The sequence below is a fragment of the Streptomyces sp. DSM 110735 genome, from assembly GCF_016482685.1.
Lineage (GTDB): Bacteria > Actinomycetota > Actinomycetes > Streptomycetales > Streptomycetaceae > Streptomyces.
Genome location: NZ_JACYHF010000011.1, coordinates 1 through 23,199, shown reverse-complemented (window position 1 = coordinate 23,199; position 23,199 = coordinate 1). Strand labels below are relative to the sequence as shown.

Sequence of the window (23,199 nt, the reverse complement as noted above, 5' to 3'; positions counted from 1 at the left end):
CTTGTCTCTATCAGGACATAAGCTGGGTTTATGAGTGAGAGCGAGGTTCCGCTGGCGCACCGGGTGCCCGACCTGGGCGCGCTGGAGCTGCTGCTGGCCGTGGCGCGGCTCGGCAGTCTGGGCGCGGCGGCGCGGGAACTGGGCATCACCCAGCCCGCCGCCAGCAGCAGGCTGCGGTCCATGGAACGGCAGCTCGGCGTGGCCCTGGTCGACCGCTCGCCGCGCGGCTCGCGCCTCACCGACGCGGGCGCCCTGGTCACTGACTGGGCGCGACGGGTGGTGGAGGCGGCGGAGGCGTTCGACGCGGGCGCGCGCGCCCTGCGCGACCGGCGGGACTCACGGCTGCGCGTGGCGGCCAGCATGACCATCGCGGAGTACCTCCTGCCCGGCTGGCTGCTCGCCCTGCACGCCGGACGCCCGGGTACGGCGGTCTCGCTGCTCGCGGGCAACTCCGCGCGGGTCGCCGAACTGCTGCTCGCGGGCGAGGCGGACCTCGGCTTCGTGGAGGGGCTGTCCGTGCCGACGGCGCTGGACTCGGCGGTTGTCGCCCGGGACCGCCTGGTCGTCGTCACCGCGCCCACCCATCCCTGGGCCCGCCGCAGCCGCCCGCTCGCCCCCGAGGAACTCGCCGCCACCCCGCTCATCCTGCGCGAACGCGGCTCCGGCACCCGGCAGGTCCTGGACGCGGCACTCGGCGGACTCGCCCGCCCGCTGATCGAGCTGTCCTCCACCACGGCGGTGAAGGCGGCTGCCGTGGGCGGGGCGGGTCCCTCGGTGCTCAGCGAGCTGGCCGTGGGGGAGGAGCTGGCGACCCGGCGTCTGGTGGGGATTCCGGTGGCGGGACTCGCGCTGCGGCGGGAGCTGCGGGCGGTGTGGCCGGTGGGGCACCGGCCCACGGGTCCGGCACGGGAGCTGCTGGCGCTGACGCGGAGTTGAGCGGGGGCGGGGGCGCGGTGGGTCGAGGCGCGCTGAGGTGGGCCGGGGCGCGCTGAGGTGGGGCGGGGCGCGCTGAGGTGGGCCGGGGCGGGGCGAGGCGGACCGGATTCAGGAGGCTGCCGCGTCCACCAGGGCCCGCATGACCCGGACGTCCTCGCCCATCTCGGGGTGCCACTGCACACCGAGCACCCACCCCTCGGTCGCCGGGAGTTCGACCGCCTCCACCGTGCCGTCCGCCGCGTGGGCGGAGGGGATCAGGTCCCGGCCCAGACGGTCCACGCACTGGTGGTGGTACGTCGGCACGTGTGCCGTCTCCTCCGGGGCGATCTTGGCGTACAGCGTGCCCCCGACCGGGGTCACCGGGTGCGTGCCGAAGACACCGGTCTCCACCACGTGACCGTCCAGGTGCTGGACGAGGGTGCCGCCCAGGGCGACGTTCAGGAGCTGCATCCCCCGGCAGATGCCGAGGAGCGGTACGCGTGCCTCCAACGCCGCCTCGATCAGGGCCAGTTCCCAGACGTCCCGGTCGGGGGCGGGCGGTCCGGTGCGGGGGGAGCGCTCGGCGCCGTAGCGGGCGGGGTCCACGTCCGGGCCGCCCGCGATCACCAGCCCGTCGAGGCGGGCCACCGCGGCGGCGGCGCGCTCGGGGGCGTCCGGCGGGAGCAGGGCGGCGATGCCTCCGGCGCGCTGGACGAGGCGGGGGTAGGCGGCGGGCAGCAGGGCGGCGGGGAGTTCCCACACGCCCCAGCGGGCGGCGCCCTCCAGGTAGGTGCTCACGCCGATCAGCGGCGGCTGTCCGGTCACGCGGTTTCTCCCGTCGTACAAAGGTTTCCGTGCCTACCTTTGCAGAATCCGGCTCACGCCAGGAAGCCCCGCAGGAGTGCCGCCGTGCCCGCGCAGTGCTCGCGCGCGATCTCCCGGGCCGCCTCCGCGTCGCCGGTGAGCACCGCTTCCACCAGCGCGGTGTGCTGGCGCTGGGAGTGCTCCAGGTTGCGCACCAACAGGGGGATGCAGTCGAGGAGTTCGTTGACGCTCGCGCGCACCGACGCGTACTGCGCCGCCAGTGAGGGCGAGCCGCACAGCTCGGCGAGGGTCAGGTGCAGCAGGGTGTCCAGGCGACGGTAGTCGGCGAGGGGGGCGTCGTGGGTGCGCTCCAGTGCCCGCCGCAGCCGGGACGCGCCGTCCTCCGTGAGCCCGTGCGCCGCGCACAGTCCTGCCGCGCCGGTCTCCAGCACCTCGCGGAAGCGGAGCACGTCCTCGATGTCGACCTCGGTGACCCGCCGCCGCAGCTCGTCCTCGCCGCCCGCGTCCGGACGGGGTCGTACGAACGTGCCGCCGTACCTGCCGCGCCGCGACTCGACCAGACCCTGGTCGTGCAGCACCTTGAGGACCTCGCGCAGGGTGACCCGGCTGATGCCGAGACGTTCGGCCAACTCCCGCTCCGCGGGCAGCCGTTCGCCGCCGGGCACCAGTCCGAGGCGGACCACCTGGAGGATCTGCTCCAGTGCCTCCTCGAAGCCGTTGCCCGCGCGGACGGGGCGCAGCACGGCGCCGAGGCGGTCGGCGGGCTCGCGTGCGCCGGCTTCCGGCGCGTGCGTCTCCGGTACGTGAGTGTCCCGTACGGGAGTGTCTCGTACGTGACTCTCCCGTACGTCAGTCTCCTGTACGTGGGTGTCCCGTATGTCGGTGTCCCGCGGCATCCGGCCGCGCCCCCTTCCCAAGCAATGGTCTCCGGCAATACCTTATGGCCACCGGACCGGCCGCACCGCGTGAAGGAGCCTAAGGAGGCTTTTCTGGTGGCAGACCGCACACCCCCGCTGACCGTCGAGGAACTGCGGGCGCTCGTCGCCGGCGGCGAGATCGACACCGTCGTCCTCGCCTTCCCCGACATGCAAGGGCGGCTCCAGGGCAAGCGGTTCGCCGCGCGCTTCTTCCTCGACGAGGTCCTCGGTCACGGCACCGAGGGCTGCAACTACCTCCTCGCCGTCGACACCGAGATGAACACCGTCGACGGCTACGCCATGTCCTCCTGGGACCGCGGCTACGGCGACTTCGCCATGCGCCCCGACCCCGCCACCCTGCGCCGTCTGCCCTGGCACCCCGGCACCGCGTTCCTGCTGGCCGACCTCGCCTGGGAGGACGGCTCCCCGGTCACCGCCGCCCCGCGCCAGATCCTGCGCCGCCAGCTCGACCGGCTCGCCGCGCTCGGCTACACCGCCCAGGTCGGCACCGAGCTGGAGTTCATCGTCTTCAAGGACAGCTACGAGCGCGCCTGGGACGCGAACTACCGGGACCTCACCCCGGTCAACCAGTACAACGTCGACTACTCCATCCTCGGCACCGGCCGCGTCGAGCCCCTGCTGCGCCGCCTGCGCAACGACATGGCGGGCGCCGGGCTCACCGTCGAGTCCGCCAAGGGCGAGTGCAACCCCGGGCAGCACGAGATCGCCTTCCGCTACGACGAGGCGCTGGTCACCTGCGACCAGCACGCGCTGTACAAGACCGGCGCGAAGGAGATCGCCGCGCAGGAGGGGGTGTCCCTGACGTTCATGGCGAAGTTCAACGAACGCGAGGGCAACTCCTGCCACATCCACCTCTCGCTGGCGGACGCCTCCGGCGGCAACGCGATGGCCGGGTCCGACGGCGGCATGTCCGACGTGATGCGGCACTTCCTCGCGGGACAGCTCGCCGCGCTGCGGGACTTCTCCCTGCTCTACGCGCCCAACATCAACTCGTACAAGCGCTTCCAGCCCGGCTCCTTCGCGCCCACCGCCGTCGCGTGGGGGCACGACAACCGGACCTGCGCGCTGCGGGTGGTCGGGCACGGGCGCTCGCTCCGCTTCGAGAACCGGCTGCCGGGCGGCGACGTCAACCCCTACCTCGCGGTCGCCGGGCTCGTCGCGGCCGGGCTCTACGGCATCGAGCAGGGGCTCGAACTGCCCGAGCCGTGCGCGGGCAACGCCTACGCCGCCGAGTACGACCACGTCCCCGCGACCCTGCGCGAAGCCGCCGACGTGTGGGCGGCGAGCCCGCTGGCGAAGGAGGCGTTCGGGGAGGAGGTCGTCGCGCACTACCTGAACATGGCGCGGGTGGAACTGGCCGCGTTCGACGCGGCGGTGACGGACTGGGAGCTGCGGCGATCCTTCGAACGGCTGTGAACCGGGTTCACGGGCAGCGGGGGTGGTGGCCGGTTCACGCGGGGCGGGGCTTGTGAACTGTTCCGCGCGCTCGGCGCGTGTGAACCGCTCCGTGCGCTGGGGGCGTGTGAACCGCCCCCGCCGCCAGGCGCCTGTGAACGGCCGCACCCACTCGGCGCCTGTGAACCGCCTCGCCCACCCGGCGTCTGTGAACAGCCCCCGCCCACTCGGCGCCTGTGAACAGCCCCCGCCCACTCGGCGCCTGTGAACGCCCCCGCCCACCCGGCATCTGTGAACCGCCCCGCCCGCCGAACCCCTGTGAACCCCCCTCCCCGCCCCACCCCCCGTGAACCGCCCTCCCCGAAAGGTCACCCCTTGACGGACCCGCAAGAACTCCAGGTGGTCAACCCCGCCACGGAGGAACTCCTCGCCACCGTCCCCGCCGCGAGCGCGGACGACGTGGCCGCCGCCGTCACCCGCGCCGCCCGCGCCCAGGAGACCTGGGCCGCCCTCGCCCCCGCCGACCGCGCCCGGCTGCTGCGCCGCTTCGCCGATGCCGTCGACGCCCACACCGAGGAGCTGGCCCGCCTGGAGGTCCGCGAGGCCGGGCATACGATCGGCAACGCCCGCTGGGAGGCCGGCAACGCCCGCGACCTCCTCCTCTACGCGGCCGGTGGCATCGAACGGCTCCTCGGCAAGCAGATCCCCGTGCCCGGCGGCTGGGACATCACCTTCCACGAACCCCTCGGCGTGGTCGGCGTCATCGCCCCCTGGAACTTCCCCATGCCCATCGCCGCCTGGGGCTCCTTCCCCGCGCTCGCCGCGGGCAACGCCGTCGTCCTCAAGCCCGCCGAAGCCACCCCGCTCACCGCGCTCCGGCTGGCCGAACTCGCCCTGGAGGCGGGCCTGCCCGAGCACCTTTTCCAGGTGCTGCCGGGCTACGGCCACACCGCAGGACGCGCCCTCGTCGAGCACCCCGGCGTCGCCAAGATCGTGTTCACCGGCTCCACCCGCACCGGCCGCGAGGTCATGGAGCGCTGCGCCCGGCAGGTCAAGCCGGTCACCCTGGAACTCGGCGGCAAGAGCCCCAACGTCGTCTTCGCCGACGCCGACCTCAAGACCGCCCTCGACCCCTTCTCCTTCCTCGACAACTCCGGCCAGGACTGCTGCGCCCGCACCCGCGTCCTGGTCCAGGAGGAGATCTACGAGGAAGCGCGCGCCTTCCTCGCCGACGCGCTCGCCGCCGTCGTCGTGGGCGACCCCGCCGACGAGAAGACGCAGATGGGACCGCTGATCTCCCGCGCCCAGCTCGACCGCGTCCGCTCCTACGTCCCGGGCGACGCCCCCGCCCTGCGCGGCACCGCGCCCGAAGGACCCGGCTTCTGGTTCCCGCCGACCGTCCTCACCGACACGACCCCCGACAGCCCCGCCGCCCGCGAGGAGATCTTCGGACCCGTCGCCGTCCTGCTGCCCTTCACCGACGAGCGGGACGCGATCCGGCTCGCCAACGACACCCCCTACGGGCTCTCCGGGTCCGTCTGGACCCGCGACCTCGGCCGCGCCCTGCGCGTCACCCAGTCCGTCCGCGCGGGCAACCTGTCCGTCAACTCCCACTCCAGCGTCCGCTACTGGACCCCGTTCGGCGGCTTCAAGCAGTCCGGACTCGGCCGCGAACTCGGTCCCGACGCCCTGACCGCCTTCACCGAGACCAAGAACGTCTTCATCAGCACGGAGGGCCCCGCACAGTGACCGAGAACCCTGTCTGCCGCCGCCTGATCGGCCGCACCGCCGTCGTCACCGGAGCCGGAAGCGGCATCGGCCTCGCCACCGCGCGCCGACTGGCCGCCGAGGGCGCGCACGTCGTCTGCGCCGACATCGACGAGACCGCCGGAAAAGCCGCCGCCGAGGAAACCCGCGGACTCTTCGTCAAGACCGACGTCACCGATCCGGAGCAGGTCGAGGCGCTGTTCCAGGCCGCCTTCGACACCTACGGCAGCGTCGACATCGCCTTCAACAACGCCGGTATCTCACCGCCCGACGACGACTCCATCCTCGACACCGGGCTTGAGGCGTGGAAGCGGGTCCAGGAGGTCAACCTCACCTCCGTCTACCTGTGCTGCAAGGCCGCGATCCCCTACATGCGCCGCCAGGGCAAGGGCTCCATCATCAACACCGCCTCCTTCGTCGCCCGCATGGGCGCGGCCACCTCCCAGATCTCCTACACCGCCTCCAAGGGCGGCGTCCTCGCCATGTCCCGCGAACTCGGCGTGCAGTTCGCCCGCGAGGGCATCCGGGTCAACGCCCTGTGCCCCGGACCCGTCAACACCCCACTCCTGCAAGAACTGTTCGCCAAGGACCCCGAGCGCGCCGCCCGCCGCCTCGTCCACATCCCGCTCGGTCGCTTCGCCGAGGCCGACGAGATCGCCGCCGCCGTCGCCTTCCTGGCCAGCGACGACTCCTCCTTCGTCAACGCCACCGACTTCCTGGTGGACGGAGGAATCTCCGGCGCGTACGTAACACCGCTGTAGCACAAGGGTGTACGGTCCCCGTCCTATGCGACAGCTTCTCGCCTGGACCCTGGCCGCGGCCGCCGCCCTGGCGGCCGCCCCGCCCCTCGCCCCCACCGCAGCGGCAGCCGACTCCAACTGCCCGAGACTGAGCACCAGTTGGTACGGCAACAACCGCGCCCGACTGCAACACGTCATCGACGCGTACGGCACCTGCTCCGGACACCGGGGCGCGGTCGCCGCGTTCGACTGGGACAACACCATCACCAAGAACGACGTCACCGACGCGACCATCTCCTGGGCGCTGCGCCACGACGTCCTGCCCCGCCCCGCCCGCTGGAAGGACACCAGCGCCTGGATGACCGACGCCGCCGACCGCGCGCTCACCGCCGCCTGCGGCACCGGCGCGGGCGTCTCCCTGCGGACCTCCCGGATGCCCCGCTGCACCGACGAGATCCTGGAGATCCGCGAGAACGCCAAGACGGTGAGCGGCGCCCCCGCCTTCGCCGGCACCTGGAACCACCGGCACACCGTCCCGCAGTACGCCTGGGTGCCCCAGCTCTTCGCGGGGCGCACCGTCGCCCAGCTCACCTCCTACGCGAGCGCCGCCCGCCGCGAGGCGCTCGCCGCCCCCGTCGGCGCCACCCGCACCCTCGGCACCCACACCGTCCCCGCCTACGTCCGCTACTACGACCAGCAGCGCGACCTCGTCCGCACCCTCCAACGGGCCGGATTCCGCGTCTACATCGTCTCCGCGGGCTCCGAACCCGTCACCGAGGTCTGGTCCCGCGCCATCGGCGTCGACGCCGCGCACACCATCGCCATCCGCTCCGTCCTCGACCGCCACGGCCGCATCACCTACGCCAACGAGGGCTGCGGCGGCGTCCCGGCGGGCAAGGGCACCGCGATCCCGTACATCGACGGCAAGCGGTGCTGGATCAACCAGGACATCTACAAGATCCACGGTCCCGCCGCCTGGAAGAAGCAGCCCGCCGCGAAGCGCATCGCGATCGGCGGCGGCGACGCGGACACAGACGTCACCTTCGTCGGCGACGCCACCGGCGCCCACCTCGTCCTCAACCGCAACAAGGCCGAGGTGATGTGCCGTGCCTACGACAACGCCGACGGACGCTGGGTGATCAACCCCATGTTCATCGACCCGCTGCCCCGCAAGTCCGACCCGTACCCCTGCTCCACCACCGCCTACAACGCCCCCGACGGCAGCCACACCCCGGTGCGGCGACCCGACGGCTCGGTGGTGCCGGACCAGGCGGACACCGTGTACTGACCTTCTTTCGCGACCTGTTGACGAGGGGTTAGAGGAACGTGTGCCCCTCACCCCGGTAGGTGGGCACGGTCTGCGTGACCGTGTCCCCCTCCAACAGGTGCAGTACGTCGAACCGTTCGCACAGCTCGCCCGCCTTCGCGTGCCGGAACCACACCTTGTCGCCGATCAGCAGATCGTCGGCGGGCGAGCCCAGCAGCGGGGTCTGCACCTCACCGGCGCCTTCCTGCGGGTCGTACCGCAGCCCCTCGGGCAGATACGGCTCCGGCAGCCGGTCCCGGCCCGCCGCGCCGGACGCCGGATAGCCGCCGCCGAGCACCGTGACGACCCCGACACCGGGCCGCCGTACGACGGGCAGCGCGAACAGGGCGGCCGGACGGCCCCTGAACGACGTGTAGTTGTCGAACAGCCGGGGCACGTACAGACCCGAACCGGCAGCGATCTCGGTGACCGCGTCCTCCGCCGCCGTGTACTGCACACTCCCCGTGCCGCCGCCGTTGACGAACTCCAGCTCCGGCGCCACCGCCCGCACGGCACGCACCGCCGCCCCGCGCCGCTCGGCCAACTCCCGCCGCGCCGCCGCCTGCATCAGCCGGATCGCCCGCGAGCGCACCGGACGCCCGGCCAACGCGTCCCCGACGCCCGCGACATGACCCTCGTACGCCATGATCCCCACCAGCCGGAACCCCGGGCGCCGCGCCACCGACCGCGCCAGCTCCGCCAGTTGGGCGGGGGAGTGCAACGGAGAGCGTCGCGCGCCGACCCGTATCCGACCGCCCAGCAGTTGCAGCGAGGTGTCCAACTCCAGGCAGACCCGGACGACTTCACGACCCCCTTGCCGCGCCGCGTCGATGAAATCCAACTGCGTCACGTCGTCCACCATCACCGTGACGGCCGCGGCAGCCTTCGGGTCGGACGCCAGCTCCGCGTAGCCCGCCCGGTCGGCGGACGGATACGCCAGCAGCACGTCGTCGAACCCGGACCGCGCCAGCCACAGCGACTCCGCCAGCGTGAACGACATGATCCCCTGGAACCCGTCCCTCGCCAGCACCCGCTCAAGCAGCGCCCGGCACCGGACCGACTTGGAGGCGACCCGCACGGGTTTCCCCTGAGCCCGGCGCACCAGATCGTCGGCATTGGCATCGAAGGCATCCAGATCCACCAGAGCGAGCGGAGCATCCAGAGCGGCGGTGGCCCGGTCGTACCGGGCCCTGTCGGCGGCACGCGCAGTCATGACGGCAGCCTGCCAGACGCGATTACCGCAGGGTAGGGGGACGTTCCGGGCAGATGCCGCGGGGGTGCGGACTGGTTCCGTCCGTGGGGGTGGCAGCCCGTAGAGTGACGCGCACGTACGGCGGAACGCCCCCGGCCGCATCGGCTGAACAGGGATGGCCGTCCGGCCGTACGGGTATGCGTGCCCGGACGGAACTCGCCCGCCGGGCCCGGCCGACCAGTCAGAACGGCCCGCGCACGAGCAGTCGGCCCGGGCAACAGGAAACGGGGGGTGCATGAGCACGGAAGCGCGCCGCGCCCCGTCCTCCGAGGCCGACGACTCCGGCAGTCCGTCCACGGGTACCGCGGAGCCCTCTGTGTTCACTCCGCGTCCGCGTGGGGAGAAGAAGTCGGCGGCCGCCGTGCCCGCCCCGGACGCGCCGACGAGTCCGCCTCCGCCGCCTGCTTCGGCGCGTTTTCCCGACGCACCGCCTGTCTCCGCGCCTTCGGGCGAGCGGGCTGCCGCACGGGCTGCTGATCCGGTCGCTCCCGCCGCCTCACCCCGCCCCGCCTCGCGACCTGCCCCTCCCGCCGAGGCTCCCGAAGAGACCACCACCCGGCTGCGTCCCGTACCGCCCGCGCCCAAGGTGACCGATCCCGCAACGACCGTGCGCAGCAGCGGAGTTGGGGCCAGTACTCGTCCCGCGACAGCCCCCGTCGCCCCGGCGCCCCCCGCCACCGACTCCCGCACGGCCTGGAGCCCCACCGCCCCCACCGCGCCCCTTCTCGGCAGCCCCCCGCCCGCGCCCGACCCCTCCTACTCCTGGAGTGCCGGGGCGCCGACGTGGTCGCTGGGGACGTTCGGGGAGCCGGAGCCGTTCGACGGCGGAAGTGCCTCAGGGTCGATGGCGTGGGCGCGGGGGCGTGTCGTCGGGGCGGCGGTGTGTGTCGTGCTCGGGCTGGGGCTCATCGGCGGTGCCGCCGTGGGGAGTTGGCTCAGCGGGGACGGGGATGCTCCCGCGCCCGCGAGTGCCTACGAGGCTGCCGGTGGGCTGTGGCACAGCGTGCCCGTGGACAAGCTCTTCCCGCCCACCCTCGACGGCAAGGGCGCCGGACCCGGCGGAGCCGACCGCACCTGGACCCGGATCGCCGTGGCACCGGACAGCGGCTGCGCGGACGCCTTCGACCCGTTGCTGCGCAAGGCGCTCGCGCCCGTCGGCTGCCGCAGACTGCTGCGTGCCACCTACACCGACGCCACGCAGAGCTATGTCACCACCGTCGGACTGCTGTTCACCAAGGCCGACCCCGCCGCCATGACCTCGCTCGCCAACCGCTTCCGCGGCGAGCACCTGGACCGCCGTACCGACCTGCTGCCCCGCCCTTACGCCGCCAAGGGCACCGCGGCGGCGAAGTTCGGGGACGCGCAGCGCGCGAGCTGGACCATCGACGTCCTCACCGACGCCCCGGTCGTCGCCTTCGCGGTCTCCGGCTGGGCAGACGGCCGGAGCGTCGACGCGCCGGAGCCCGCGGCGGACGCCGTACGCGCCGGTGCCACCAGCGCACCCGCCCAGGCGGGTCTCGGCAACGAGGCGCAGGGTCTGGCCGACCGTGTCGAACGGCGGCTGCGGCAGAGAGTCGGACCGGCCACGGAGAAAACCGCATGAGGCGTCCCACCCGTCCCTTCCGTCCCATCCACCCCACCCGCACCGTCCGTCGCACGCGCGCCGCCCGCGCCGTCACCCGCGCCCTCACCCGCCCCGCGCTCAGCCTCCTCGCCGCCGCCTCCCTCGCGCTGCTCCCGGCGACCGCCGCCCACGCGGACAGCATCCGCGCCCAGCAGTGGGGTCTGGAGGCTCTCCACCTGGACGAGGCGTGGCGTACGACGCAGGGGCAGGGCGTCACCGTCGCCGTCCTGGACACCGGGGTGGAGGACGACCACCCGGACCTCGCCGGGAACGTGCTGACCGGCAAGGACATGATCGGTTTCGGCGCCGGACCCGGTGACCGCGCCTGGGCGCGGCACGGCACCGCCATGGCGGGCATCATCGCCGGGCACGGCCACGGACCCGGGAACGCGGCCGGGGTCATGGGCGTCGCGCCCAAGGCGAAGATCCTTCCCGTACGGGTCATCCTGGAGGACGGCGACCCCGCCCGCGCCAAGGCCCGCACCACCCGCGCCAACGCCCTCGCCGAGGGCATCCGCTGGGCCGCCGACCACGGCGCCGACGTCATCAACCTCTCCCTCGGCGACGACTCCGACTCCGCGCACCCCGAGCCCACCGAGGACGAGGCGGTGCAGTACGCCCTGCACAAGGGCGTGGTCGTCGTCGCCTCGGCGGGCAACGGCGGCGACAAGGGCGACCACGTCTCCTACCCGGCCGCCTATCCCGGCGTCGTCGTCGCCACCGCCGTGGACCGCTACGGCACCCGCGCCTCCTTCTCCACCCGCCGCTGGTACGCCACGGTCAGCGCGCCCGGCGTGGACGTCGTGATCGCGGACCCCGACCATCGCTACTACGAGGGCTGGGGCACCTCCGCCGCCTCCGCCTTCGTCTCCGGCGCGGCGGCGCTGATCAAGGCGGCCCACCCCGACCTCACCCCCGCCCAGGTCAAGAAGCTCCTGGAGGACACCGCCCGCAACGCCCCGGCCGGGGGACGCGACGACTCACGCGGCTTCGGCATGATCGACCCTGCCGCCGCCCTCAAGTCCGCCGCCGGTCTCAGGACACAGGGGCTGAACTCGGCGGCGTACGGCGGGAAGTACTTCGGCACGGGTCCCGACACCCCCAGGTCCGCGGGCAGCGCGACCGACTGGGCGGCACCGCTCGCGGGCGGCACGGGCGGGGTGCTGCTGGTGGCGGCGGCGGTGCTGTGGCGCGGTCGCCGGGAGAACAGCGGGAGCCTGATCCCCTAGGGCTGTCCCACGTGCCTTCAGGAGTCTCCGGGGTATGAGTCCGTGCCGGACCACGGCGACGACGGAGAGGAACAGCCCCCGTGACCGAATGGCAGCTTTCGGAGACCTTCCCCAGCACGTCGGGCGATGTCCGCTGGGCGCGCCTCGGACCCTCGGGGCGGGACCCGGTCGTCCTCCTGCACGGCACGCCCTTCTCGTCGTACGTCTGGCGCGCCGTCGCCCGCGCGCTCGCCCGGCGCCACGAGGTGTTCGTGTGGGACATGCCGGGTTACGGGGCGTCGGAGAAGTCCGCGGGGCAGGACGTCTCCCTTGCCGCCCAGGGGAGGATCTTCACCGAGCTGCTGGCGCACTGGGGTCTGGAGGAACCGTCGGTGGTGGCTCACGACTTCGGGGGTGCCGTCGCCCTGCGGGCGCATCTGCTGCACGGAGCGCGCTACCGGGCGCTCGCGCTGGTCGACCCGGTCGCGCTGGCTCCGTGGGGCTCCCCGTTCTTCCGGCTCGTGGGCCGGCACCCCGAGGTCTTCGAGCAACTGCCGCCCGCCCTGCACCACGCGCTGGTCCGCGAGTACGTCACCTCGGCCAGCAGCCCGGGTCTGCACCCCGCCGTCCTCGAACGGCTCGTCGAGCCCTGGCTCGGGGACCCCGGTCAGGGCGCCTTCTACCGCCAGATCGCCCAGGCGGACCAGCGCTACACGGACGAGGTGCAGGACCGGTACGGGGAGATCGGGGTCCCGACGCTGGTGTGCTGGGGCGAGGACGACACCTGGATCCCCGCGGCGAAGGGACGGGAACTCGTCGACCGCGTCCCGGGCGCACGGCTCGAACCCGTCGCCGGGGCGGGACACCTCGTCCAGGAAGACGCCCCCGCCGAACTCACGGCACTGCTCGTCGACTTCCTCCAGCAGCCGGGCTGACACGGGCACACCCCCGGTGACGGTCACTGCCGGTGACGGTCACTTCGCGGTGAACGCCGACACCGCCGCCCCCGCCGCCGACTCCACCAGCGATATCCCCTTCGCCTGGGTCGCCGTCCCGCTGGAGAGCACCGCGACGAGGTAGGAGGTGCCGTCGGCGGCGCGTATCCGGCCGATGCTGTTCACCACCCACAGACCCGTCGTGCTGCGGGGCAGCCAGCCGTTCTTCAGGGCGGTGGTCCCGCCCTCGGCGGCGGCCGAGACGCCCCAGCGCTGATCGGCGTTCACGGACTCCATCAGCTCGCGCACGTACGCCCGCGAGGCGCTGCTCAGCAGCGAGTCGGTGCCGAACACCTGCTGGAGGAGGGTGAGTTGGTCCTTGGCGGTGGTACGGGTCAGCCCCCACAGCCCGTCCGCTCCTGCCGAGGTGTCCGTCATCCCGAAGCGCTTGTTCGCCGCGTCGAGCCCGTCCGCCTTGCCGATGGCGTCCCACAGGGCGGTCGCGGAGGCGTTGTCGCTGGCCTCGATCATCTTCACGGCGTACGCCTTCTCCGCCGCCGTCAGATGCCGTCCCTCGTCCTGCGCCCGGAGCAGCAGCGCGGCGAGGACGTCCACCTTGACGATGCTCGCGGTGGCGAAGTCCGCCTCGCCGTACACCGCGCTCTGCCCGGAGTCCAGGTCGAGCACCGCCGCCGAGACGGCCGCGCCCGAGGGCAGGCTCACCGCCTTCATCGCCTTGCCGAGCAGCGCCGTACGGTCCACGGCAGGCTGCGTCACGGGTTCCACCGATGCCTCCTCCTCGACCGCCGGGGACGAGCCCGACGCCGACGCCGCCGACGATACGGCCCGCCCGCCGTCGTGCGCCCGCGCCTTCACATAGACCGTGCCGCCCGCCGTGACCCCGCTGATCACGACGGCCACCAGCGCCGCGTACAGCAGCGGACGGCGGCGGACACGACGGCGACGGCGGCTCCGGCCGCTCCGGGAGGACTCCATGCCGCGATGCTCGGGGCGCGGGCTGTGCGTTCCGTTAGGCGGAGGTTAGAGGTACGTCAGGGAATCCCGGGTTCCTGTGAGCCGGGTGACGGGCGGGTTACCGTCCGGCACAAACCCGCCGACTTCCCCCGGGTCCGCCCCCGCTAGGCTCGGGCACCGTGGCGAACAAGAACATTCCCGACCCCGGTTTCTCCGACGACGACGGCTCCGCCGACCCCCGGCTGACCGCCGCGCTCGCGGGCTGGGCGGAGGACCGCACCGCCGTGGGACCCGTGCTGGAGGCGCTGAAGGGCGCCCGGCTGCTCGTGCCTGTCGTCGCCGTGCTCGGGGAGGTCGAGACGGACGAGAACGGGCTGCGCCGGGAGAAGACCAGCGACATGGCCGTGCCCACGCTGAAGGCGCAGGGGCGCACCGCGCTGCCCGCCTTCACGTCGACGGAGTCGCTCGCCCGCTGGGACGCCGCCGCGCGTCCCGTCGCCGTACCGCTGCACCAGGCGCTCCAGGCCGCCGCGCACGAGAAGGCGGACACGGTCGTGCTGGACCTGGCCGGTCCTGTGCCCTTCGAGCTGACCGGACCCGCGCTGCTCGCGCTCGCGGAGGGCAGGACCGGCGTCGACCCGCTCACCGACCCCGCCGTCGTCGCCGCCGTGCGCACGGCCGTGGCCGCCGAGCCCGCCGTGCTGCGCGCCCACCTCGGTCCCGGGCAGGCCGACGGCACCCTCGCTCTCGTCCTCGACCCCGCCGCCGCGCCCGCCGAGGCAGCCCGCGCGGTCGCCGGGCGCCTGGCAGCCGACGACACACTGAGGGCCCGCCTGGTGCGCGGTCTCGACCTGGCACTGCTGCCGGCCGGGACCACGCCTCCGGGCGAGCCCTTGTACGTACGCGACTGAACCCGAAGGGCTAGCCGTACACCGGTCCCGTGTACTTCTCGCCGGGACCCTGGCCCGGGTCGTCCGGGACCAGGGACGCCTCGCGGAACGCGAGCTGGAGCGACTTCAGACCGTCGCGCAGGGGGGCGGCGTGGAAGGAGCTGATCTCGGTCGCGCTGGCGTCGAGCAGACCGGCGAGCGCGGTGATCAGCTTGCGGGCCTCGTCCAGGTCCTTGTACTTCTCGCCCTCCTCGCTCAGCCCCAGCTTCACGGCGGCGGCGCTCATCAGGTTGACGGCGACCGTGACGATCACCTCGACGGCGGGGACCTCGGCGATGTCGCGCGTCATCTCGTCGAAATCGGGGTTCTCAGGAGGGGTTTCACTCATACCCCACACGATAGGCGGCGGGGTGGTCCGGACTTCGGGCCGGGCACGGTTACGGCTGGTCGGGCGTTCCCCGATTAGTGCCGGGAAAGCAAGCCTGCTAACCTGGTATCCGACCGGCCGGACAAGCGCGCCCTGCGGCGAGCGTTCCGGCCCACAAGTGGAGGCTTCGAACTCCCACCTGATCGCCCTCCGGGCGGCGGGTCACCGGTCAGACGGACCGCGGCTCTGCCGACGGCGTCCGTCCGAAGCGCGCCCCGCGACTGTCGCGGCGGTGTTCCGGTAGTTCGAGGAACCCGCCTGTGATCGTCCGGGGCATTTTTTGTGCTTCGGCGCGGTTAGGTCTTACGAACACAGACGTTACGCGGCTGTCCGCCAGACCGCCGTGTGGTGCTACCGAGGAGGATCCATCAGCGCCGAGCCCCGCATCAACGACCGGATTCGCGTTCCCGAGGTGCGACTTGTCGGTCCCAGTGGCGAGCAGGTGGGCATTGTCCCGCTGGCCAAGGCACTGGAGCTTGCGCAGGAGTACGACCTGGACCTGGTCGAGGTCGCGGCGAACGCCCGTCCGCCCGTGTGCAAGCTCATGGACTACGGGAAGTTCAAGTACGAGTCGGCCATGAAGGCCCGTGAGGCGCGCAAGAACCAGGCGCACACGGTCATCAAGGAGATGAAGCTCCGGCCGAAGATCGACCCGCACGACTACGACACCAAGAAGGGTCACGTCGTCCGGTTCCTCAAGCAGGGCGACAAGGTCAAGATCACGATCATGTTCCGTGGCCGTGAGCAGTCCCGCCCCGAGCTGGGCTACCGACTGCTGCAGCGCCTCGCGGAGGACGTCCAGGACCTCGGTTTCGTCGAGTCGAACCCGAAGCAGGACGGCCGAAACATGATCATGGTCCTCGGTCCGCACAAGAAGAAGACCGAGGCGATGGCCGAGGCCCGCCAGGCGCAGGAAGCCCGCAAGGCGGACGCGAAGGCCAACCCCGGCAAGTCGCAGAACGCCGCGGACGCCGACGGCGTCGAGGACACCGACAGCGTCGAGGTTCCTGCCGAGGACGTCGCCGAGGCTCCCGCCGAGGCGTGATCCCAGGGGCGCGAGCCCCGGGGAAGCAACCCATACAAGAGCGACGCTCCACCGTGCCCGGTTTCACGACCGGGCACCGGAGCGCCACCGACGAGGAGATAACGGCGCTATGCCGAAGAACAAGTCGCACAGCGGTGCCAGCAAGCGCTTCAAGGTCACCGGCTCCGGCAAGGTGCTCCGTGAGCGCGCCGGCAAGCGCCACCTGCTCGAGCACAAGTCGTCCCGCGTGACGCGCCGCCTCACCGGCACCGCCGAGATGGCCCCGGGCGACGCCGCGAAGATCAAGAAGCTTCTCGGCAAGTGACGCCTCGGCGCTGACCAAGCGCCGTACGTCTTCACCGGGACCCAATCGTTTCCGGGTCGTGCGAGTCTGAGTCCACTCCACGGCCCCGCTACAAGGAGTTAAAAAAGTGGCACGCGTCAAGCGGGCAGTCAACGCCCACAAGAAGCGCCGGGCGATCCTCGAGGCGGCCTCCGGCTACCGCGGTCAGCGTTCGCGCCTGTACCGCAAGGCCAAGGAGCAGGTCACCCACTCGCTGGTCTACAACTACAACGACCGCAAGAAGCGCAAGGGCGACTTCCGCCAGCTCTGGATCCAGCGCATCAACGCTGCGGCCCGCCAGAACGGCATGACGTACAACCGCCTCATCCAGGGTCTGAAGGCCGCGAACGTCGAGGTCGACCGCAAGATCCTGGCCGAGCTGGCCGTCAACGACGCCGGTGCGTTCGCCGCGCTCGTCGAGGTCGCGCAGAAGGCTCTCCCGGCCGACGTCAACGCGCCGAAGGCCGCGTGACGCTGCGCCGGCTTTAGGCCGGCGCGATTCTACGGACCCGTGGGCTTCGGCCTGCGGGTCCGTTCTCTGTGTGGTGCGGCTGGTTCGGCACCGTCGAAATCCGCCGTCGTGGCCGAGCGCCGTCGCGACGGGAAAACCCGAGGTGAAACTTCCCATGGCTCCCGCTCACCCCGACGCCACCCCCGAGCTGGTCTCTCCCCGGTCCTCGCGCGTCAGTGCCGCCCGGCGGCTCGCTCGGCGGAACTTCCGGGGCAAGGACCGGCTGTTCCTCGCGGAGGGACCGCAGTCCGTGCGGGAGGCGGCCGCGCACCGGGCGGCGGACGGTACGGCGACGCTGACCGAGCTGTTCGCCACCGTCGAGGCCGCGGAGCGCTACGCCGACATCGTGGCCGAGGCGCGGGACGCCGGAGCCCGGGTGCACCTGGCCTCCGAGGAGGTCATCGCCGACATCTCCACCACCGTGACCCCGCAGGGGCTCGTCGGGGTCTGCCGGTTCCTGGACACCCCGTTCGACGACGTCCTCGCCGCCCGCCCGAAGCTCGTCGCCGTCCTCGCCCACGTGCGCGACCCCGGCAACGCGGGCACCGTGCTGCGCTGCGCCGACGCCGCGGGCGCCGAGGCCGTGATCCTCACCGACGCCTCCGTGGACCTGTACAACCCCAAGGCCGTACGCGCCTCCGTCGGCTCCCTGTTCCATCTGCCCGTCGCCGTGGGCGTCCCCGTCGAGCAGGCCGTCCAGGGGCTGAAGGACGCCGGGGTGCGCATCCTCGCCGCAGACGGCGCCGGGGACCGCGACCTGGACGAGGAACTGGACAAGGGCGCGATGGGCGACCCCACCGCCTGGGTGTTCGGCAACGAGGCGTGGGGGCTCCCCGAGGAGACCCGCGCGCTCGCCGACGCCGTGGTCAGCGTCCCCATCCACGGGAAGGCCGAGAGCCTGAACCTCGCCACCGCCGCCGCCGTATGTCTCTACGCGTCGGCCCGTGCACAGCGCGCCCCCGGAGGGTGCCGTTCCGTCACCAACAGCTAGTAGGGTGACCCACTCGGGGCCCTGCGCAGCCTGAGAGGTGGGGTACGGGGATGAGTGTGGTCGGCACGAGCACCGCGCCGGACGGACGTGCGGCGCGCCCCGCGCCCGAAGCCGGGTTCCGGACCACGGGCGGTATCGATCCCGACCAGCTCCCCGACGGCCTGGTCGTCGCCGACGAGCACGGCCGGGTCGTCTGCTTCAACGCCGCCGCCACCCGCGTCACCGCCGTCCGCGCCGCCGACGCCCTCGGCGAGCCCCTGGAGAAGGCGCTGCCCCTTGAGGACCTGGAGGGCAGGCGCTGGTGGCAGCTCACCGACCCCTACGGCGGTCTCGCCATCCGCGTCCGCCAGCCCGAGCGCAACCTGCTGCTGCCCGGCGGCCGCGAGGTCCTCGTCTCCGCGCGGTACGTGCGCGCCGCACCCCTCGGACCCGTCCAGCGTCTCGTCGTCACCCTGCGCGACACCGAGGCGCGGCACCGCACCGAGCGCAGCCACGCCGAGCTGATCGCCACCGTCGCCCACGAGCTGCGCTCCCCGCTCACCTCCGTCAAGGGCTTCACCGCGACCCTGCTCGCCAAGTGGGAGCGGTTCACCGACGACCAGAAGCGGCTGATGCTGGAGACCGTCGACGCCGACGCCGACCGCGTCACCCGGCTCATCGCCGAGCTGCTCGACATCTCCCGCATCGACAGCGGCCGCCTGGAGGTGCGCCGCCAGCCCGTCGACATAGGCGCCGCCGTCGGACGGCACATCCAGGCCCATGTGGCCGCCGGGCAGTCCGCCGACCGCTTCCTGCTGCGGGTGGAGAACCCGCTGCCCGCCCTGTGGGCCGACCCCGACAAGGTCGACCAGGTGCTGAGCAACCTGCTGGAAAACGCGGTGCGCCACGGCGCCGGAACCGTCACAATCGACGTCACGCCCGCGCCCTCCCCGCGCGAGGGCGAGGAGACAGGCACGTCGGTCACGGTGAGCGACGAGGGGCCCGGCATCCCGGAGGAATCCATGAACCGCGTCTTCACCCGCTTCTGGCGGGGCAGCAAGCGCGGTGGCACCGGCCTCGGGCTCTACATCGTCAAGGGCATCGTGGAAGCCCACGGCGGCTCCATCACGGTCGGCCGCGCCCCCGGCGGCGGCGCGCAGTTCCGATTTACGTTGCCTGTGAGCACCCCGGCCTATCTGGCCTAGGCGCCCGCGGGCCATTCGTCCACCCCGTCCCCGTTAGACTCGGCCCCTGGCACCTTTGTGCCCGCACACGGCCCTGGCGAGTCCCGGAGCCGGTGACGGGGACCATCAGCCGGGGCACCTCCCAGCCGTAGCTGGGGGCCAATCGGAAGCACAGGAAGAGATGTCGGCACCGAATAAGTCGTACGACCCTGTCGAGGTCGAGGCGTTGAAACCGGAAGAGATCGAGCGTATGCGGGACGAGGCGCTCGCCGCCTTCCGTGCCGCGGACTCCCTCGACGCGCTGCACGAGGCCAAGGTCGCCCACACCGGCCCCGCCTCCCCGCTGTCCCTCGCCAACCGCGAGATCGGCGCCCTGCCCCCGCACGCCAAGGCCGAGGCCGGCAAGCGCGTCGGCATGGCCCGCGGCGCGGTCAACAAGGCGCTGGCCGGCCGCCAGACCGAGCTGGAGGCCGAGCGGGACGCCCGCGTGCTGGTCGAGGAGGACGTCGACGTCACGCTGCCGTACGACCGCGTCCCCGCCGGTGCCCGCCACCCGTTGACCACGCTCTCCGAGCGCATCGAGGACGTCTTCGTGGCCATGGGCTACGAGGTCGCCGAGGGCCCCGAGGCCGAGGCGGAGTGGTTCAACTTCGACGCGCTCAACATCGGCCCGGACCACCCCGCGCGCGGCGAGGCCGACACCTTCTTCGTGCGGGGCGAGAAGGGCGGCACCGACTCCGGCGTCGTCCTGCGCACCCACACCTCGCCGGTCCAGATCCGTTCGCTGCTCGACCGCGAGCCGCCGGTCTACGTGATCTGTCCGGGCCGCGTCTACCGCACCGACGAGCTGGACGCCACCCACACCCCGGTCTTCCACCAGGTCGAGCTGCTCGCCATCGACGAGGGCCTGACCATGGCCGACCTCAAGGGCACCCTGGACCACATGGTCCAGGCGCTGTTCGGCCCGGACATGAAGACCCGGCTGCGGCCGAACTTCTTCCCGTTCACCGAGCCGTCCGCCGAGATGGACATGGTCTGCTACGTCTGCCGCGGCGAGTCCGTCGGCAACCCCGACCGGCCGTGCCGCACCTGCTCCAGCGAGGGCTGGATCGAGCTGGGCGGCTGCGGCATGGTCAACCCCAAGGTGCTGACCGCCTGCGGCGTCGACCCGGAGAAGTACAGCGGGTTCGCCTTCGGGTTCGGCATCGAGCGGATGCTGATGTTCCGCCACAACGTCGAAGACATGCGAGACATGGTCGAGGGTGACGTCCGGTTCACCCGGCCGTTCGGGATGGAGATCTGATGCGTGTCCCGCTTTCCTGGCTGCGGGAGTACGTCGACCTGCCGGAGTCCGAGACCGGCCGTGACGTACAGGCCAAGCTCATCGACTCCGGCCTGGAGGTCGAGACCGTCGAGCAGCTCGGCGCCGGACTCAAGGGTCCCCTCGTCGTCGGTCAGGTGCTGACCATCGAGGAGCTGGAGGGCTTCAAGAAGCCGATCCGCTTCTGCACGGTCGACGTCGGCACCGCCAACGGCACCGGTGAGCCGCAGGAGATCGTCTGCGGTGCCCGCAACTTCGCGGTCGGCGACAAGGTCGTCGTGGTCCTGCCCGGCGCCGTCCTGCCCGGCGACTTCGCGATCGCCGCCCGCAAGACGTACGGCAAGACCTCCCACGGCATGATCTGCTCCACCGACGAGCTGGGCATGGGCGACGACGGCACCCACGGCATCATCGTGCTGCCGCCGGAGACCGAGACCGGGCAGGACGCCATCGAGCTGCTCGAGCTGGTCGACGAGGTCCTGGACATCGCCGTCACCGCCAACCGCGGCGACTGCCTGTCCATCCGCGGCGTCGCCCGCGAGACCGCCATCGCCTACGGCCTGCCGCTGCGCGACCCTGCCCTGATCGACGTGCCCGCGCCCAACGCCTACGGCTACCCGGTCAAGGTCTCCGAGCCGATGGGCTGCGACCGCTTCACCGCCCGGACCGTCACCGGTCTGAGCCCCGAGGCACGCTCCCCGATCTGGCTGCGCCGCCGGCTGCAGAAGGTCGGCATCCGCCCGGTCTCGCTCGCCGTGGACGTCACCAACTACGTGATGACCGAGCTGGGCCAGCCGCTGCACGCCTACGACCGCTCGCTGGTCCAGGGCACCATCGGCGTGCGCCGGGCCGAGGAGGGCGAGAAGCTCGTCACCCTCGACGGCGTCGAGCGCACGCTGCACGCCGAGGACCTCGTCATCACCGACGACCGCGGTCCGATCGGTCTCGCCGGTGTCATGGGCGGCCGCAACACCGAGATCGCCGACCACGACGACGAGGAGCACTCGACCACCGACGTGGTGATCGAGGCCGCCCACTTCAACGCCGTCTCCGTCGCGCGCACCGCCCGCCGCCACAAGCTGTCCTCCGAGGCGTCCCGGCGCTTCGAGCGCGGCGTCGACCCGCAGGCCACCGCGGCCGCCGCGCAGCGGACCGTGGACCTCCTGGTGCTGCTCGCGGGCGGCACCGCCGAGGCCGGGGTCACCGAGATCATCGCCCCGTCCGCGCCGCACAGCATCACCATCCCGGCCGACCACCCGGACAAGGTCGCGGGCGTGACGTACGGCCGCGAGACCGTCGTCCGCCGTCTCCAGGAGATCGGCTGCGACGTGTACGGGCAGGACGAGCTGATCGTCACCGTCCCGTCCTGGCGGCCCGACCTCACCGAGGCCAACGACCTGGCGGAGGAGGTCATCCGCCTGGAGGGCTACGAGAACCTGCCCTCCACGCTGCCCCGCCCCACCTCCGGACGCGGTCTCACCCACCGCCAGCGACTGCACCGCAAGATCGGCCGCGCGCTGGCCGGTGCCGGGTACGTCGAGGCGCCGAACTACCCGTTCGTCTCCGAGCAGGTCTTCGACCAGTTGGGTCTGGACGCCGAGGACCCGGCCCGCCGGGTCGTCACGCTCGCCAACCCGCTGAACGACGAGGAGCCCGCGCTGCGCACCACGCTGCTGCCGGGTCTGCTCGGCGCGCTGCGCCGCAACGACGGCCGCGGCTCGCACGACCTGGCGCTCTTCGAGACGGGTCTGGTCTTCCTGCCCCGCGCGGAGCGCGCCGCCGCCGTGCACCCGGCGGTCGACCGCCGTCCCACCGACGAGCAGCTCGCCGGGCTGAACGCCGCGCTGCCCGAGCAGCCGCGCCACGTCGCCGCCGTCCTCGCCGGGGCGCGCGAGCAGGCGGGCTGGTGGGGCAAGGGCCGCCCGGCCGACTGGGCCGACGCGATCGAGGCGGCGCGGACCGTCGCCCGTGAGGCGGGCGCCGAACTGATCGTCCGCAAGGGCCAGTACGGTCCCTGGCACCCCGGCCGCTGCGCCGAGCTGCTCGTCGTCGAGGACGGCGCCGAGCGGGTCGTCGGGCACGCGGGCGAGCTGCACCCGCGCGTGCTCAAGGCGCTCGGGCTGCCCGAGCGGACCTCCGCGATGGAGCTGGACCTGGACGCCCTGGAGCGCGTCGGCGACGACACCCCCCAGGCGCCGGGCATCTCCACCTTCCCGGTCGCCACGCAGGACGTCGCCCTCGTGGTCGACAAGCCCGTACCGGCCGCCGAGGTCGAGGCGGCGCTGCGCGACGGCGCGGGTGAACTCCTGGAGTCCATCCGGCTGTTCGACGTCTACGAGAACGCCGAGCAGCTCGGCGACGGCCGCAAGTCGCTGGCGTACGCGCTGCGCTTCCGCGCCGCCGACCGCACGCTGACGGTGGACGAGGCGTCCGCCGCGCGCGACGCCGCGGTCGCCCTCGCGGGCGAGCGGACGGGGGCGGTCCTGCGGGGCTGATCCTTCGCGAGGTGCCGTGAGGTGCCGCGAGGTGCTTCGTCGGAGCACATGTGACGGCGGCGGGGGGGGGGGGGGGGGGCCCCCCCCCCCCCCCCCCCCGGGGGGGGCCCCGGGGGGTTTTTAAAAAAAACCCCCCCCCCCCCCCCGGTTTTTT

At 72.7% G+C, this 23,199-nt stretch carries 21 protein-coding genes; 16 read left to right on the top strand and 5 right to left on the bottom strand.

Annotated elements, in window-relative coordinates; all coding sequences use genetic code 11:
• Positions 1-30 precede the first annotated feature (30 nt).
• The gene (locus tag IF655_RS18280; RefSeq protein WP_199585890.1) at positions 31-936 is read left to right on the top strand and encodes a LysR family transcriptional regulator; all 906 of its coding nucleotides are present in this window, start codon (positions 31-33) and stop codon (positions 934-936) included.
• 108 nt (positions 937-1,044) lie between these two features.
• Here IF655_RS18280 and IF655_RS18275 read toward each other — a convergent pair whose 3' ends face one another.
• Complete coding sequence (locus tag IF655_RS18275) at positions 1,045-1,740, bottom strand: gamma-glutamyl-gamma-aminobutyrate hydrolase family protein (protein WP_199585889.1); 696 nt, start codon at positions 1,738-1,740, stop codon at positions 1,045-1,047.
• A 53-nt stretch (positions 1,741-1,793) separates the two neighbouring features.
• On the bottom strand, positions 1,794-2,636 hold the full coding sequence (locus IF655_RS18270; RefSeq protein ID WP_242488800.1) for a FadR/GntR family transcriptional regulator: 843 nt from the start codon (positions 2,634-2,636) through the stop codon (positions 1,794-1,796).
• A 96-nt stretch (positions 2,637-2,732) separates the two neighbouring features.
• On the opposite strand from IF655_RS18270, the gene IF655_RS18265 reads away from it, so the two are divergent.
• From IF655_RS18265 to IF655_RS18250, 4 genes are all read left to right on the top strand, one after another.
• A complete protein-coding gene (locus IF655_RS18265) occupies positions 2,733-4,094 on the top strand; it encodes a glutamine synthetase family protein (protein ID WP_199585888.1) in 1,362 nt (453 codons plus the stop codon).
• Between the two features lie 354 nt (positions 4,095-4,448).
• Positions 4,449-5,822, top strand: a complete 1,374-nt coding sequence (locus IF655_RS18260; protein ID WP_199585887.1) for an aldehyde dehydrogenase — start codon at positions 4,449-4,451, stop codon at positions 5,820-5,822.
• Positions 5,819-6,601 carry a 3-oxoacyl-ACP reductase gene (locus tag IF655_RS18255; RefSeq protein ID WP_199585886.1) on the top strand — a complete coding sequence of 261 codons (783 nt, stop codon included), beginning with the start codon at positions 5,819-5,821 and terminating at the stop codon, positions 6,599-6,601. Before IF655_RS18260 ends, IF655_RS18255 begins: the two co-directional genes overlap by 4 nt.
• 25 nt (positions 6,602-6,626) lie before the next feature.
• On the top strand, positions 6,627-7,868 hold the full coding sequence (locus IF655_RS18250; RefSeq protein ID WP_199585885.1) for a haloacid dehalogenase-like hydrolase: 1,242 nt from the start codon (positions 6,627-6,629) through the stop codon (positions 7,866-7,868).
• A gap of 28 nt (positions 7,869-7,896) precedes the next feature.
• Here the strand turns inward: IF655_RS18250 and IF655_RS18245 are convergent, their stop codons facing one another.
• Positions 7,897-9,099, bottom strand: coding sequence for an amino acid deaminase/aldolase (locus IF655_RS18245; RefSeq protein WP_199585884.1), 1,203 nt, complete (start codon positions 9,097-9,099; stop codon positions 7,897-7,899).
• Between the two features lie 274 nt (positions 9,100-9,373).
• Here IF655_RS18245 and IF655_RS31200 point away from each other — a divergent pair, with 274 nt between their 5' ends.
• The 3 genes from IF655_RS31200 to IF655_RS18230 all read left to right on the top strand — a co-directional run bounded on the left by IF655_RS31200 (position 9,374) and on the right by IF655_RS18230 (position 12,905).
• Positions 9,374-10,741 (top strand): hypothetical protein, encoded by a 1,368-nt coding sequence (locus tag IF655_RS31200; RefSeq protein WP_242488799.1) that lies wholly within the window; start codon positions 9,374-9,376, stop codon positions 10,739-10,741.
• Positions 10,738-11,991, top strand: coding sequence for a type VII secretion-associated serine protease mycosin (gene mycP / locus IF655_RS18235; RefSeq protein WP_199585883.1), 1,254 nt, complete (start codon positions 10,738-10,740; stop codon positions 11,989-11,991). Before IF655_RS31200 ends, mycP begins: the two co-directional genes overlap by 4 nt.
• An 80-nt stretch (positions 11,992-12,071) precedes the next feature.
• On the top strand, positions 12,072-12,905 hold the full coding sequence (locus IF655_RS18230; protein WP_199585882.1) for an alpha/beta fold hydrolase: 834 nt from the start codon (positions 12,072-12,074) through the stop codon (positions 12,903-12,905).
• A gap of 39 nt (positions 12,906-12,944) precedes the next feature.
• Here the strand turns inward: IF655_RS18230 and IF655_RS18225 are convergent, their stop codons facing one another.
• Positions 12,945-13,901 (bottom strand): serine hydrolase, encoded by a 957-nt coding sequence (locus IF655_RS18225; protein ID WP_199585881.1) that lies wholly within the window; start codon positions 13,899-13,901, stop codon positions 12,945-12,947.
• 158 nt (positions 13,902-14,059) lie between these two features.
• On the opposite strand from IF655_RS18225, the gene IF655_RS18220 reads away from it, so the two are divergent.
• Entirely contained in the window at positions 14,060-14,791 is a 732-nt protein-coding gene (locus tag IF655_RS18220) for an SseB family protein (protein ID WP_199585880.1), read from the top strand.
• A gap of 10 nt (positions 14,792-14,801) precedes the next feature.
• Here IF655_RS18220 and IF655_RS18215 read toward each other — a convergent pair whose 3' ends face one another.
• Positions 14,802-15,158 (bottom strand): DUF1844 domain-containing protein, encoded by a 357-nt coding sequence (locus IF655_RS18215; protein ID WP_199585879.1) that lies wholly within the window; start codon positions 15,156-15,158, stop codon positions 14,802-14,804.
• A gap of 382 nt (positions 15,159-15,540) precedes the next feature.
• Here IF655_RS18215 and infC point away from each other — a divergent pair, with 382 nt between their 5' ends.
• From infC to pheT, 7 genes are all read left to right on the top strand, one after another.
• Positions 15,541-16,242 (top strand): translation initiation factor IF-3, encoded by a 702-nt coding sequence (gene infC, locus IF655_RS18210; RefSeq protein ID WP_199585878.1) that lies wholly within the window; start codon positions 15,541-15,543, stop codon positions 16,240-16,242.
• A gap of 109 nt (positions 16,243-16,351) precedes the next feature.
• On the top strand, positions 16,352-16,546 hold the full coding sequence (rpmI, locus tag IF655_RS18205) for a 50S ribosomal protein L35 (protein WP_018549118.1): 195 nt from the start codon (positions 16,352-16,354) through the stop codon (positions 16,544-16,546).
• Between the two features lie 106 nt (positions 16,547-16,652).
• Complete coding sequence (gene rplT, locus IF655_RS18200; RefSeq protein ID WP_162469411.1) at positions 16,653-17,036, top strand: 50S ribosomal protein L20; 384 nt, start codon at positions 16,653-16,655, stop codon at positions 17,034-17,036.
• Between the two features lie 154 nt (positions 17,037-17,190).
• Positions 17,191-18,066, top strand: a complete 876-nt coding sequence (locus IF655_RS18195; RefSeq protein ID WP_199585877.1) for an RNA methyltransferase — start codon at positions 17,191-17,193, stop codon at positions 18,064-18,066.
• A gap of 50 nt (positions 18,067-18,116) precedes the next feature.
• Entirely contained in the window at positions 18,117-19,250 is a 1,134-nt protein-coding gene (locus IF655_RS18190; protein ID WP_199585876.1) for an ATP-binding protein, read from the top strand.
• A 160-nt stretch (positions 19,251-19,410) separates the two neighbouring features.
• Entirely contained in the window at positions 19,411-20,532 is a 1,122-nt protein-coding gene (pheS, locus tag IF655_RS18185; protein WP_199585875.1) for a phenylalanine--tRNA ligase subunit alpha, read from the top strand.
• A complete protein-coding gene (gene pheT, locus IF655_RS18180) occupies positions 20,532-23,045 on the top strand; it encodes a phenylalanine--tRNA ligase subunit beta (RefSeq protein WP_199585874.1) in 2,514 nt (837 codons plus the stop codon). The genes pheS and pheT overlap by 1 nt, the downstream gene beginning before the upstream one ends.
• Positions 23,046-23,199 lie beyond the last annotated feature (154 nt).